The 13,610-nt window shown below is 39.0% G+C and carries 13 protein-coding genes and 1 other annotated feature; of the genes, 9 read left to right on the forward strand and 4 right to left on the reverse strand.

Going from position 1 to position 13,610, the window contains the following annotated elements:
- Positions 1-33: 33 nt before the first annotated feature.
- Complete coding sequence (locus ACFQZ9_RS08545) at positions 34-1,446, reverse strand: TerD family protein (RefSeq protein WP_498943276.1); 1,413 nt, start codon at positions 1,444-1,446, stop codon at positions 34-36.
- A gap of 426 nt (positions 1,447-1,872) precedes the next feature.
- Between ACFQZ9_RS08545 and ACFQZ9_RS08550 the strand changes: the two genes are divergently transcribed.
- The 8 genes from ACFQZ9_RS08550 (at position 1,873) to ACFQZ9_RS08585 (ending at position 10,303) form a co-directional block, all read left to right on the forward strand.
- Positions 1,873-3,339 (forward strand): alanine/glycine:cation symporter family protein, encoded by a 1,467-nt coding sequence (locus ACFQZ9_RS08550; RefSeq protein WP_198309792.1) that lies wholly within the window; start codon positions 1,873-1,875, stop codon positions 3,337-3,339.
- 349 nt (positions 3,340-3,688) lie between these two features.
- A complete protein-coding gene (hprK, locus tag ACFQZ9_RS08555; protein ID WP_498943277.1) occupies positions 3,689-4,612 on the forward strand; it encodes an HPr kinase/phosphorylase in 924 nt (307 codons plus the stop codon).
- Positions 4,613-4,800: 188 nt separating this feature from the next.
- On the forward strand, positions 4,801-5,754 hold the full coding sequence (locus ACFQZ9_RS08560) for an efflux RND transporter periplasmic adaptor subunit (protein ID WP_498943279.1): 954 nt from the start codon (positions 4,801-4,803) through the stop codon (positions 5,752-5,754).
- Entirely contained in the window at positions 5,754-6,446 is a 693-nt protein-coding gene (locus tag ACFQZ9_RS08565) for an ABC transporter ATP-binding protein (RefSeq protein WP_498943280.1), read from the forward strand. Before ACFQZ9_RS08560 ends, ACFQZ9_RS08565 begins: the two co-directional genes overlap by 1 nt.
- On the forward strand, positions 6,443-7,609 hold the full coding sequence (locus ACFQZ9_RS08570; RefSeq protein WP_498943282.1) for an ABC transporter permease: 1,167 nt from the start codon (positions 6,443-6,445) through the stop codon (positions 7,607-7,609). Before ACFQZ9_RS08565 ends, ACFQZ9_RS08570 begins: the two co-directional genes overlap by 4 nt.
- An 89-nt stretch (positions 7,610-7,698) precedes the next feature.
- Positions 7,699-8,370, forward strand: a complete 672-nt coding sequence (locus tag ACFQZ9_RS08575) for a response regulator transcription factor (RefSeq protein WP_198309795.1) — start codon at positions 7,699-7,701, stop codon at positions 8,368-8,370.
- 12 nt (positions 8,371-8,382) lie between these two features.
- Positions 8,383-9,639 carry a sensor histidine kinase gene (locus tag ACFQZ9_RS08580; protein ID WP_498943284.1) on the forward strand — a complete coding sequence of 419 codons (1,257 nt, stop codon included), beginning with the start codon at positions 8,383-8,385 and terminating at the stop codon, positions 9,637-9,639.
- A gap of 169 nt (positions 9,640-9,808) precedes the next feature.
- Entirely contained in the window at positions 9,809-10,303 is a 495-nt protein-coding gene (locus ACFQZ9_RS08585; RefSeq protein ID WP_498943286.1) for a PepSY-associated TM helix domain-containing protein, read from the forward strand.
- Positions 10,304-10,324: 21 nt separating this feature from the next.
- Here the strand turns inward: ACFQZ9_RS08585 and ACFQZ9_RS08590 are convergent, their stop codons facing one another.
- The 3 genes from ACFQZ9_RS08590 to ACFQZ9_RS08600 all read right to left on the reverse strand — a co-directional run bounded on the left by ACFQZ9_RS08590 (position 10,325) and on the right by ACFQZ9_RS08600 (position 11,760).
- Positions 10,325-10,522, reverse strand: a complete 198-nt coding sequence (locus ACFQZ9_RS08590) for a hypothetical protein (protein WP_198309798.1) — start codon at positions 10,520-10,522, stop codon at positions 10,325-10,327.
- A gap of 77 nt (positions 10,523-10,599) precedes the next feature.
- A complete protein-coding gene (locus ACFQZ9_RS08595) occupies positions 10,600-11,466 on the reverse strand; it encodes a cupredoxin domain-containing protein (protein ID WP_498943287.1) in 867 nt (288 codons plus the stop codon).
- Between the two features lie 162 nt (positions 11,467-11,628).
- Positions 11,629-11,760, reverse strand: coding sequence for a hypothetical protein (locus ACFQZ9_RS08600; protein WP_498943288.1), 132 nt, complete (start codon positions 11,758-11,760; stop codon positions 11,629-11,631).
- 127 nt (positions 11,761-11,887) lie between these two features.
- Positions 11,888-12,106 (forward strand) — a binding site (T-box leader).
- Between the two features lie 49 nt (positions 12,107-12,155).
- Here ACFQZ9_RS08600 and proS point away from each other — a divergent pair.
- The gene (proS, locus tag ACFQZ9_RS08605) at positions 12,156-13,586 is read left to right on the forward strand and encodes a proline--tRNA ligase (protein ID WP_498943289.1); all 1,431 of its coding nucleotides are present in this window, start codon (positions 12,156-12,158) and stop codon (positions 13,584-13,586) included.
- Positions 13,587-13,610 lie beyond the last annotated feature (24 nt).

Raw genomic sequence — 13,610 nt, forward strand, 5'->3', positions numbered from 1 at the left:
CCGTAATCCATTAGGATTGCGGCTTTTAACCTGTTAGGAAAGAAATTCTCCAGGATTTAATCCAAGCTCACGGCAAATATCCGATACCATTTGCTTTTCATACTGATCAAAATTTCCATCTGCATACCCAATGGCGATACAATAACGGGCAATCAATCTTGCAATTTCTGGTTTAGTTCTTACCTTTCCTAATGCACGAAATGCCTCTGCACGGCCCATTATATGATCTTGTTCAATCTTGGATACAAATAAATTAAATTTCTGAATGACTTTTTGTGAGTCAAAAACACGTAGTTCCTCACTTTGATGAACAAACTCCAGCATTTTTTGTCGTTCTGATGCATCAAGATGACCATCTGCCATCGAAACTAATGCACACGCAGCAACAACTGCCTCTAAAACATCCTGACTTTTGTAACGGTTGAATAACTCCTGAGCCCTTCTTTTTTGCGTATTCGCCCATTCTACATAGTCCGTCTGAGAAGGGGACCAAGAGTTTCCACAGCTGTTACAAGTAAATTTCAGCTGGTTTTTCCCAATAAAGCCGCCTAGTAATCCGATTGGCCCAAGAATGAGCCCTCCAATTGCCGCTTTTCCGAGCCCAAAACCCTTTTGTCCTGTACGGACATTGGATGAATGGCATCGAGGGCAAATAATATCCTCACCGCTATAAGTTGAATTAATATTTGGAGCCTGAGGATAGGTTTGCGACGCCGGGTATCCATAAGCAGGCTGCTGATAAGGTGTAACAGATGGCTGGCTATGCTGATATGATTGATTTTGATTTTGTTGGTACAAATGTTGACCAGGCATATTTTGTTTAAAATTCGCCTGTTGATTGACAGGCGGTACCGATGCTGGTGCCGGAGCATCATCAACGGTTACTCCGAAATTTTTACAAAGCGCTGCCAAGCCGCCTTGAAAGCCGCTAGCGATTGCATTGAACTTCCACTCGCCACTATGTCGATATAATTCGGCCGCCACAATCGCCGTTTCCACTGTGAAATCGCGACCAAGATTAAAGCGTAACAATTCTTCATTGGTTAGTTCGTTAAAGATTCGCACATAGGAATCGGAAATTTGTCCAAAGTTTTGCTGTTTCACTTGAGCATCATGAATCGTAATCGTAAAAGCAATCCGGTGAATATGACCGGGGACATTTTTTAAATTGATCTTAATTTGCTCATCATCCTTAACCCCGGAACCCACTCGGTTATCACCACTATATAGTATGGATTCGTTTCCTCCGGAAGGGTTGTTATAAAAAACAAAATCCAAATCATTTTGGACCATTCCGTTTTGCCCGAGCAGGAAAGCAGAGGCATCCAGGTCAAAATTGGAACCCATATTACTAATATTCCAGCCTAATCCTACAACAACATTTTCAAGACCCGGGTGAGACTTGGTTAAATCTACTTTTTGACCTTTACTAAGCGTAACACCCACAACCTTCACTCCTTTATCTCTTTATTTTATGGTAATTCGATATATGTAAGCTGCAAATCTATTCCATTTAACAATACGAAGGATTAATTGAAAGGTTTCAATTTTTTCATTATAAGTCAAAAGAATTAAAAAAAGAAAACATGAAACGGATTCTTTGATTCGATTTAAAAAAGTATAAAGTAAAAATATTGTGAATTTTCAAAAGATATTTCCAAAAACATTTTTTTACGTAATTACTTTATGAAAAGGTTAAAGCGGGAATGGCAAATTCCGAATGTTAAGGTAGTAAAGATATATTAGTAAAGTCAGATTTTTCATAAAAGAAGCTCCGATATTTTATTGAAATATTATATAGGGTCATTTATACTTTAAATAACATCGAGATAATTGCGAAAATTCAGATACAGAAATAAAAGGGGGATTTTTATGGTAGAAAAATTGGTAACAAGTATTAATGGGTTTTTGTGGAGCCCAGTGTTAGTCATCTTTATTGTAGCGGTAGGATTGTACTTTAGTTTCCGCACAAGATTCCTGCAGATTCGCCATGTTAAAGAAATGATTCGCTTATTATTATCAGGCAAAAGCTCTAATGAGGGTGTTTCTTCTTTTCAGGCATTAGCCATGTCATTATCTGGTCGTATCGGTGTAGGCAATATCGCTGGAACGGCAACAGGTATTGCGTTTGGTGGACCGGGTTCCGTTTTTTGGATGTGGGTTATTACATTTATCGGTGCAGCCTCAGCCTTTGTAGAGTCAACACTTGCTCAAATCTATAAAGAAAAGCAAGATGGAGAGTATCGAGGCGGTCCTGCGTTCTATATTGAAAAGGGACTTGGAATTAAATGGTTTGCTGTAATTTTTGCAGTTGCAACACTGCTTGCTATGGCAGTATTAATGCCAGGTATTCAGGCGAATTCAATTGCAGAGGGCGTTAAGAATGCTTTTGGAATTAACAATGCCGTTACTGGTATTGTGGTTATTGCACTTATGGGTCTTATTATTTTTGGTGGAGTTAAGCGGATTGCAAGAGTAGCAGAATTGGTTGTTCCGTTTATGGCTATTGGATATCTACTAATCGCGATTGCCATCATTGTTGTGAATTTTGATAAAATCCCAGAAGTATTTACACTTATTTTTAAGAGTGCCTTTGGAGCCGAAGAAGTGTTCGGCGGTATTCTTGGTTCTACGATCATGTGGGGTGTAAAACGCGGACTGTATGCGAACGAAGCAGGTCAAGGTACTGGTGCACACCCAGCAGCTGCAGCAGAGGTATCTCATCCTGCAAAACAAGGTCTTGTACAAGCATTTTCGATTTATCTTGATGTATTCTTAGTCGTTACTTCAACAGCTTTTATGATTTTGTTTACAAATTCTTACAACACTATAGATGGAGCTGGAAAATTCTTAGTTCAACATCTAAAAGGCGTCGAACCAGGTCCTGGATATACTCAAGCAGCGGTTGATACGATTTTACCAGGTTTCGGTTCAGGATTTATTTCCATTGCACTATTCTTCTTTGCCTTCACAACGATTTTTGCTTACTACTACATTGCAGAAACAAATCTTGCTTATCTAGTAAAAGGCAAAAACAGAAAATTAGCTATGACATTATTAAAAATAGTTCTATTGGGTTCTACGTTCTATGGAGCAGTAAAAACTGCGTCTACAGCTTGGGCGATGGGGGATATCGGACTTGGTATTATGGTGTGGTTAAACCTAATTGCCATTCTTATCCTATTTAAGCCAGCTTTGCTTGCATTAAAGGATTATGAAGAGCAGCTGAAACAAGGGAAGGATCCGGAATTTAATTCTACCAAACTAGGAATTAAAAATGCAGATTTTTGGGCCAATGGCTATGAAAAGGCTAAAAAGAATAAAAAACATGTAGTTTAAATTAAGGCTGTATTAATAGAGAATGTTGATTTTTGAACCACGTTGAATGGAGCGGAAGGCACAAAGACTCCTGTGGGAGTAAGGGGCAGGGGAGACCCCGCAGGAGCTGTAGCGACGAGGAGGCTCCCCGGAACGCCCACGAACCGCTTGTGCCTGGAGCGGATTTCAACAACTAAGTTTAACAGAGCCTAAATTAAAAAAATGGAAGCATCAGCTGAAACGGCTGGTGCTTTTTCATTGTTTAGTGTACAATTTTTTGAAAATATACAAAAAAAGGACCTTGTATTCGTCCTTTTTATAAGTAAAATCTAGAATAAGAGGGTTAAAGAGTGGAGAGTGCTATATAGATGTGAAAATATTAACGGTAGAAAATTTAGTTCAAAAATTTTCATTGAAGGTATTAACAGGTGAAAACCAATTACAACAAAAAATAAAGCAATCACGGTCGCATCGACCGGGTTTAGAATTTGTTGGTCACTTTGATTTTTTTCCGACTGAACGTGTTCAAATACTAGGAAGAAAAGAAGTTAATTATTTGCATAAGTTAAGTATTGAGGAACGTCAGATGCGCATTGGGAATATCGTCAAATATCATCCTCCTTGCTTTATTGTTACTGCCGGGGATGAAGGGCTGACCTATTTAAGGAAGTCTTGTATAGAAGAGGGTATCCCATTATTATGTACAAACACACCTCGAACGACTTCTGAATTTATTACCGAACTTGACGCTTTTATGGTGAAAGAATTAGCCCCTGAAATCGCAGTACATGGTGTCTGTATCAATGTGTTTGGAATGGGTATTTTACTTCGGGGTAAATCTGGTGTCGGCAAAAGTGAAATTGCTCACACATTGATTGGCAGAGGCCACAAGCTGGTCGCTGATGATCTAGTTGTGTTGAAAAAGCTCAGCCCACGTACGATTCTCGGTACGCATGATGGGAAAACAAAGGAATTCCTCGCCTTACGTAGTGTCGGGCTGTTAAATGTAGTCCGCGTATACGGAATTAAAGCTTTTCAGGAGGAAACGAGGATAGCGCTTGATATTGAACTTACAAAATGGCAGAAAAATTCTCTTAATAATGAATTGGATTACGAACCTGAATTTACAGAATATATGGGCGTTCCAATTCCTCATATTGAGATACAGCTCCAACCTGGCCGTGATGTAGCGGGGTTAATTGAAGCTGCGGCAAATAACTGGCTTTTGAAGCAGCAAGGATACAATGCTGCAGAAGAGTTTATGAAGCGGCTAGAAACTGATTCTAATTGGTAAAAATTCTACTTAAGGTATACTGCCATTTTTGAGTGGCAGTATTTTTTTTAGATAGATAAGTACATATTTTTAATTACTTCTGCCCTTATGTGGGTTTTTTTAAGGAAAAGTTAAGAATTAATTTGAATAATAGGCTTATTCCAAACTATCAGTGTCCTATTGGACAATAAGAAAAGGAGTAAGTATGTATGAAAAAAGGAATTATTATCGTTCTTTGTGTTCTAGTAATAGGTTTCGTAGGATTTCAGTGGTATAACTCAAGAACAAGTGCGCAGGAAGTAACTACTCAAGTTCGGACAGCTGTTGTTCAAAAAGGTAAAATGGAAGTGAAAATCAGCGGTTCAGGTACAGTCCAGCCGGTAACATCTGAGGATATTAACTCTCCGATTAACAACAATGAAATCGATGAAGTGTTGGTATCAACTGGTGAATCGGTCAAAAAAGGGGAAGAATTGATTACTTTCACAGACGGAAGTGATCCCATTACATCACCTGCATCCGGTGAAATCACATCCCTTTCCGTCCAGGCAGGGCAGCGGGTGACGGACGGACAAGTTGTCGCTCATCTAACAAACTATAAAAATTTACAAACCGTTGTGCAAATTGACGAACTTGATATTCCGAAAGTGAAGAAAGGTCAAGAGGTCAGCATCAAAGTTAATGCATATCCGGATCAAACCTACACTGGAAAGGTAACCGCCATTGCAGATGAAGGAACTTCGACAAATGGTGTTTCTACGTTTGAAGTAACCATTCATATTACGAAGCCAAGTAATTTAAAAGTAGGTATGAGTACGGAAGCAAGCATTCTTACTGCAAGCAAGAAAGATGCCATTTATGTACCAATTGATGCTGTCCATACAATGAATAATCAAAAATATGTATTAGTACAGAATGGAAACACTGATACAGCTGTTTCTCAGCAAAAAGTAGTAAAAACGGGATTAGCCAATGAAGATTATGTGGAAATTACCCAAGGTATAACAGCGGGAGAAATTGTTAAATTACCGCAGCTTGTGCAAAATTCTTCTTCCACTACCGGAATGAATCGCCGTATGATGCAAGGCAACTTTGGAGGCGGTATAGGCGGTTTTAACCGAAATGGCGGAGGACAAGGATTTAGCGGAAGGACTGGTAATTAATGCAAAAAACGATTATCCAAATCAGTCATCTCATGAAAACTTATAAGCTTGGCGGAGAAACTGTTCATGCCCTGAATGATGTTTCCCTTGAAATTAATAAGGGAGAATTTTTAGCCATCATTGGACCGTCTGGATCAGGAAAATCGACGTTAATGAATATGGTTGGCTGTCTCGACAGACCTGAATCTGGAACCTATCTACTGGATGGAAAAGACATTGGCAAAATGAATGATAACCAGCTGGCTATCATCCGTAATGAAAAAATAGGATTTATTTTTCAAAATTTTAACCTCTTAACGAAATTAACGGCAATTGAAAATGTTGAATTGCCTCTGCTTTATCGCGGAGTATCGGCAAAAGAGCGCAAGGATAAAGCATTGGATAGTCTTAAGAAGGTAGGATTGCTGGATAGGTCAGGACATTTACCATCACAGCTATCAGGCGGCCAGCAGCAAAGGGTGGCGATTGCCCGGGCCCTTGCAGGAGCTCCCTCCATCCTTCTGGCAGATGAGCCGACAGGAGCATTGGATAGTAAAACAAGTAAAGAAATTATTACAGTGATGAAGGAATTAAATGAAGTTGGTCACACGATAATATTAATTACTCACGACCTGGCAGTCGCCAAACAGGCAAAAAGAATGGTCAGCATCCAGGACGGGCAGCTTTTTGAGAATGGAGGTGAGCCCCTTTGAGCATTTACCAATCTATTAAAATGGCGCTTCGCAGCATAAAAAGCAATAAACTCCGTTCTATTCTAACGATGCTGGGGATTATCATCGGTGTTTCATCCGTGATCATATTGGTCTCGATTGCACAGGGTTCTGCGAAAAATGTAACAAGCAGTATCAATCAGCTGGGGACCAATTTGTTGACCATCAATACATTTGGAACAGATTTATCGTTAACAGAGGATAAAATTGATCAATTAACCAAATTAAATGGAGTTAAAGCCACTTCCCCGGTTGTTTCGGGACGTGTTAATGTGAAAAAGGACCGGATCAATTCACAAGTTAGCTTAACTGCCACTAATGCTACTTATTCCTCTGTTCGGGATGCAAAGGTGACTCAAGGCCGCTTCATCAATGATTTAGATATTGAATATCGACAGAAAATTGCTGTCTTAGGTTCAGAAACAGCTTCAACCTTTTTTGGGGTAGACAACCCAATCGGCCAATATATCCAAGTGGACGGCACTTCTTTTAAAGTGGTAGGAGTTTTAGCATCAAAAGGAAGTTCCTTAGGTCAAAGTGGAGATAATGTCATTATTGTTCCGTTAAGTACCGGTCAGCGCTTAGTGAAAAGTACAAGTATAAACCAAGTATATTTACAAGGTAAAAGCCAAGACCAGATGGATTTTGTCATGAATGAAGTGGAGCGAAAGATGGCAAGCTTGTACCCGAATAAAAGTGATTCTTACAGTGTTACCAATCAGCAAGATGTCATGGACACATTAAGCTCAGTCTCTAATACGATGACAATGATGCTTGGCGGAATTGCAAGCATTTCCTTGTTGGTAGGCGGTATTGGAATCATGAATATCATGCTCGTTTCTGTTTCAGAACGGACAAAGGAAATCGGTATCCGGAAAGCAATTGGTGCCAAACGGCGCGATGTCCTACTGCAATTTTTAATTGAAGCGGTTGTCTTAAGTTCAATGGGGGGAATCATCGGCATTCTTGCTGGAATTGGACTCGGAAAGATCATTGCCTCATTGATGAACTTAACGATTGCCTATTCGACATCGGTGATTGTTTTGTCCTTTTTATTCTCGCTTTTGGTCGGTGTTGTGTTTGGTGTATTCCCAGCCAATAAGGCATCAAAATTAAGCCCGATACAGGCTCTTCGGTATGAATAATTGATGGAAAAAGAGCGATCGTATGTTGCGGTCGCTTTGTCTCCTTTATAATAGGAGCTAGACTATTTTTTTAAAAAGGAGCGCAAACCATGCGTTTATTAGTTGTTGAAGATAATCTGCCATTGTTAGAGTCCATTGTTGAATTATTGTCAGATGAATTTGAAGTTGATCAGGCATCAAATGGAGAGGATGCCTTGTTTTTAGCAAGGCAAAATATTCATGATGCCATTGTTCTGGATGTAATGATTCCCGAAATCGATGGATTCGAAGTCCTTCAGTTGATTCGCAAGGAAGGCTTGAAGACTCCGGTTCTTTTTTTAACTGCAAGGGACTCGTTAGAGGATCGCGTAAAGGGGTTGGACAGCGGCGGTGATGATTATTTAGTAAAACCCTTCCAGGCAGCTGAGTTAAAAGCGCGAATTCGTGCTTTATTAAGGCGAAGCGGCAGTCTCACTACCAATCAAACCATCAAATATCGCGGTATTGAATTGTTGGGAAAAGAAAGAGATATTCTGGTTGAAAGGGAACCAGTTAAATTAACAACAAAGCAATATGAATTATTAGAATACCTCATTCAGAATAAAGGGGCGATCTTAACAAAAGAACAAATTTATGACCGGGTGTGGGGCTTTGATTCAGACACAACGATTGCAATTGTTGAAGTGTTTATGCACCATCTCCGCAAAAAACTGGAGCCATTCGGCTATCATTCAGATATCAAAACCATCCGCGGTGTTGGCTATATGCTGAATGAGGAGTAAAGGGGACAGCGAATGTTTCGGCAAACACATATACGGCTTACTCTGTTAAATTCTTTAGTCTTTATCATTTTAATCAGCATTCTCGGAAGTATCATTTATTTTTATACTGAGAAAAAATTATATCAGGATGTGAATCGAACCCTGTTGGAATCTGTGAATCATTTTCAGAACGAACAGTATCATCAAGATCAAGGACTTGATGATGACAATGGGCCGAAATTTATGCACCGAGACCCGCGGATTATGACATTAATATGGGATGAAAACAATCATCTCTTAACTGGCCAAAACCGGGAATCCGTGTTATTTAAAGATAATGAAAAAAGCATCCGACCGAAGAAATTGGATTCTTTGCAAGATGTGAATGTTCAAAATTTTTCTTATCGCTATATTGCCACAAAAATTGATGTTCCGCTTTTAGGAAAAGTAACCGTTCAAGTGATTCGAAATACCAATTCTGAAAAGGAATTATTAAACCGCCTGTTATTAATTATGATGATTGGTTGTGGAATTGGGGTTATATGTGCCGTGGGTATAGGTTATTTCTTAGCGGGAAAAGCATTGGTACCGATAAAAAATGCCTGGCAAAAACAACAGGAATTTGTCTCAGACGCTTCACATGAATTAAGAACGCCGCTTGCAGTTATCCAGGCAAAAACAGAATTGCTTTTTCGCTCTCCTCAAGCAACGATTCAGGAGAAAGTTCTCGACATTTCCACGATTTCAACGGAGTCTAGGAGACTTTCGAAGCTTGTTGGCAATTTATTAATGTTGGCTAGATCGGATTCAGATCAAATTGAGATGAAGAAGCAGAGTTTTCGGTTAGACGAGTTGTTGAAGGAAATTTATCAGCACTATGAAGAGTTTGTTTCGTATCAAGGGAAGACCATCCATTTAGATGTTCAGGAACCGGTTCAATTTCTTGCGGATAAAGAAAGGATTCATCAGTTGATTGTCATTTTGGTGGATAACGCAACAAAATATACGAACGAAGGCGGCGAAATTCGGTTATCCTGCCGGCAAAGCTATTCTTCGATTATATTGAGGGTAGAAGATAATGGAATTGGAATTCCGGAGGCAGATATCCCGAAAATCTTTGATCGTTTTTACCAAAGTGATAAGGCGCGAACATCCGTGGAAGGTACCGGATTGGGCTTGTCGATTGCAAAATGGATTATTGAAAAGCACCATGGTAAAACAAAAATACAAAGCAGTGATGGCAAAGGAACAACGATCGAAATTATTTTTCCAAGAACCCAGAAGAGTTGATTTGGGTTCTTTTTTCTTGGCTGTGTTATAGTACATTGTTGATTTTTAAAACACATTGCTTAGAGCGGAAATCAAAAACTAGTTATCACAGCCTTTTCTTAAGAAAAAGTTAAGGAAGTCCCTTCATAATATTTTTATCCAACTGAAACGGGAAGGGAGATTTTTTGCGATGAAAAAAACTAGAAGAGCACATTTATGGATTGGTTTGATTGCATCCATCTTTATTTTTATGGAATCACTTACTGGTTTGTTGATGAACGAGCCATGGTTAATTGGACAAACTCAAGGTGAAGGAATTCGCGGAAATTTCCAGCCTGGAGAATTTAATCAACAATTTAGTCAAGGGTCAAATTCACAAGGATCAGGTCAGGCTTCTGGACAACCAGGGATGAATAATAATGGCCAATTCCAAGGCAGGAGAGGATTCGGAGGGAATAGGAATTTTACTCCCGGCATGTTCAAAGGAGAATCTCAAGGAATGATTGGAATAATTCGTGGACTTCATGAAGGGAGAATTGGTACAACAAACATCAAATGGCTGATTGACTTAGTAGCAATAGCATTGATGGCCCTGACAGGAACTGGAATCTATTTATCCATTAAAGTTCTTAGTGCTGAAAGAAAACGGAAAAATCGCAGCGAGGACCCTTCCGAAGTACTGTAAGATTAGTAAAAAAGCTGCCATTCAGCCGGCAGCTTTTTGTTCTTTTTTCTTCATTTTGTTCCTTTTTCCAATTCTTCTAATCACATAAATTCCAGTAATTAATGCTAATAAATTCAATGAATCTCCAAAGTCAATCGTTAAGCTGAACTGATTATTCACTTTCACATCATTTTTGTTATTGTGTGTGCCAGGGGAAATCTCCTTTTCATTTTTTACCACAAATCCACCTCCAAAGGAAAACAACATATACTAGAATAAATATGAGAAAAGGCTTGGTTTCATGACCAAGCCCAAAATCATTTTACAATCACGGTCCCTTTAAACATCCCCATTCCACAGCTAAAGGTGTATTCACCCGTTTTGTTCGGTGTAAAAGAGAGATTGGTTGTTCCAACTTTTAAATTGACATTGTTTATATTAAACTCAGGCATTGTGAAAGTGGATAAGCAGCTATTTTCTAACGGATTATCAACGATGAGCTCGACGGGAACTCCTTTTTTCACAGTGATGACGTTTGGAGAGTAGCCCTGTTCAGTGACCTTCATTTGAATCTTTGGTGTTTGTTCATTGGATACATCGACTTCCTCTTGCGTAATTGAGGCGCTGTTTTGAGCATATGCATCATCACCTGGTAATTTTACATAGTCACTCCCATACATAAATAAAAATAATGAAACAGTAACCACACCAGCAGAAAAAACGGCAAAAGGAGAAATGGCCTGGGTATCGAGCGAAAATTTTTTGTTTGTTTCTACCAATACAAATAAAATAACAAGACCCATGATGATATATAATCCTAGCAAAATAACAAGCATGATAAGTGGATTTTCAAACTGTAGCATCACTCCGAGCATTGCCCCCATTAGTCCGCTCATTAATCCGGCAAGGGCTCCATCAAGAATTGCCATCAACCCTATCGGCTGCCCGGCCAGGAATCCAATAAAGAAACCAATAATCATACTAACGCCACTCGAAAGAAACATATCACCCGAAAAGATGCCAATTAAATATCCGGATAGGAGACCGGCCATCATCGCCACGACCATTGCAATCATCATGCCGGACATGCAGGTAATTTTCTCTTTCTCACGGTGAACCAGATAAAGGCAATATACCGTCATGATGCACAAAACAACTGTGGTGATTATGGATAAAATATTCATATGTAATTCTCCTCATATTGAGTTGGGATGAAAAATTTAACAAGATAAGAATATTATAAAGGGAATATTTGAAATGGAATTTCTTTTTTATAGGGATATTTTGATCGTTTAATGAAAACTGAAGGAAAATAAAAAAGACGCATAGACACGTCTGGAAGCCGATTATTTATCTTTTTCTTTATCGAGTGTATTTTTAAAAATCCGCTTTAATGCCTCATTTTGCATTTTTATATAGTCAAGAAGGAATGTTTTTTCTTCCTCTTCCTTTTCTAAATCATCTTGCTCCTGTTTCACGGAAAATCACTCCTTTTATTGCCATTTTACCCGATTTTATAAAGCTGGGAAATCCCTTCAGAAATATATTCCAAAATAGGATTTGACAATTTGTGTCGAGAAATATATAATTTTTTCAAAAATACTAATTGAAACAATGACGGGGACTAGTAAAATGAAGTTGTCTTATCTAGAGAGGAAACCATATGGTGGAAGGTTTCTTAAGATGGTCATTCGAACCTGCCTCCGAGTTCTGTATCGGATCCATTTTGAAGATACACGCGGATTAATTCCGTTATCATGATGAGTGTATAAAGCATGTGCTTTATGAATTTAGGGTGGTACCGCCAAGGCCTTGGTCCCTTTTTTGGGGATTCTAGGCCTTTTTATATTTAAAAATTTAATGAGGTGTCAAAATGGCAAAAGAATTTGTAAAAGACATAACAGCCATGGACGAGGATTTCGCCCAATGGTATACCGATGTTGTCACAAAAGCAGACTTAATTGATTATTCCAGCGTACGCGGGTCGATGATTATTCGTCCGTATGGATATGCTTTATGGGATAATATTAAAAATGAGCTTGATCAAAAAATCAAAGAAACAGGACATGAAAATGTGTATATGCCGCTGTTTATTCCTGAAAGCCTGCTACAAAAGGAGAAGGACCATGTGGAAGGATTTGCTCCGGAAGTAGCTGTTGTCACATATGGCGGTTCTGAAGAATTAACAGAGCGATTAGTTGTACGTCCAACTTCAGAAGTTCTTTTTTGCGAACATTATAAAAATATTATCCATTCTTATCGTGATCTGCCAAAGCTATATAACCAATGGGCAAACGTTGTACGTTGGGAAAAAACTACCCGCCCATTCTTGCGCACATTAGAGTTTTTATGGCAGGAAGGCCATACTTGTCATGCGACTGATGAGGATGCACATGAAGAAACAACTAGAATGCTAAATGTGTATGCTGATATTTGTGAAAATATTTTGGCAATTCCGGTTGTAAAAGGTCAAAAGACAGAAAAAGAAAAGTTTGCCGGTGCGAAATTTACTTATACCATTGAAAGCTTAATGCATGACGGTAAAGCCTTACAATCAGGTACTTCCCACCATTTAGGAACAGGATTTGCGGAAGCTTTCGGTATTCAATATACTGACCAGGAAGGTAAGCTTCAGCATGTTCACCAAACTTCATGGGGATTTACGACTCGTATTATTGGTGCTTTAATCATGGTTCACGGTGATGACCGCGGTCTAGTGATTCCGCCAAAAGCAGCACCGACTCAAGTGATGATTGTGCCAATTGCCCAGCATAAGGAAGGCGTCCTTGATTTTGCCTATGATTTGAAGGAGTCGCTATCTAAAGTTGCCCGCGTTGGCATTGATGCCAGTGACAAGAAGCCTGGCTGGAAGTTTAATGAATACGAAATGAAGGGTATTCCAGTACGATTAGAAGTTGGACCAAAAGATATCGAAAACAAGCAAGTTGTATTGGTTAGACGCGATACTTTAGAAAAAGTTGTTGTCCCAATGGACCAATTAGAAACCAAGCTTGTTGAATTGCTCGATGATATTCAATCGAATTTATATAACAAAGCATTGAACCACCGTGAAGAAAGGACGTCTGTTGCGTTGAATTTCGATGAATTCAAGACAACGCTTGAAACAAAAGGCGGATTTATTAAATCCATGTGGTGTGGTGATGTAGCCTGTGAGGAAAAAATTAAAGAAGAAACAAGTGCAACATCTAGATGTATGCCTTTCGAACAAGAACAATTATCCGATACATGCGTATGCTGCGGCGGTAAAGCAGAAAAGATGGTGTATTGGGCAAAAGCTTATTAATTTTTAGGACTCTTCCATTATTTT

It is taken from the genome of Neobacillus sp. GCM10027624 (assembly GCF_042675345.1).
Lineage (GTDB): Bacteria > Bacillota > Bacilli > Bacillales > Cytobacillaceae > Neobacillus > Neobacillus cucumis_D.

Bases quoted from the DNA above. Each gene is read 5' to 3' on its own strand.
- ACFQZ9_RS08550 (WP_198309792.1), top strand. From the start codon at position 1,873: ATGGTAGAAAAATTGGTAACAAGTATTAATGGGTTTTTGTGGAGCCCA.
- ACFQZ9_RS08560 (WP_498943279.1), top strand. From the start codon at position 4,801: ATGAAAAAAGGAATTATTATCGTTCTTTGTGTTCTAGTAATAGGTTTC.
- ACFQZ9_RS08565 (WP_498943280.1), top strand. From the start codon at position 5,754: ATGCAAAAAACGATTATCCAAATCAGTCATCTCATGAAAACTTATAAG.
- ACFQZ9_RS08575 (WP_198309795.1), top strand. From the start codon at position 7,699: ATGCGTTTATTAGTTGTTGAAGATAATCTGCCATTGTTAGAGTCCATT.
- ACFQZ9_RS08580 (WP_498943284.1), top strand. From the start codon at position 8,383: ATGTTTCGGCAAACACATATACGGCTTACTCTGTTAAATTCTTTAGTC.
- ACFQZ9_RS08585 (WP_498943286.1), top strand. From the start codon at position 9,809: ATGAAAAAAACTAGAAGAGCACATTTATGGATTGGTTTGATTGCATCC.
- ACFQZ9_RS08595 (WP_498943287.1), bottom strand. From the start codon at position 11,466: ATGAATATTTTATCCATAATCACCACAGTTGTTTTGTGCATCATGACG.
- proS (WP_498943289.1), top strand. From the start codon at position 12,156: ATGGCAAAAGAATTTGTAAAAGACATAACAGCCATGGACGAGGATTTC.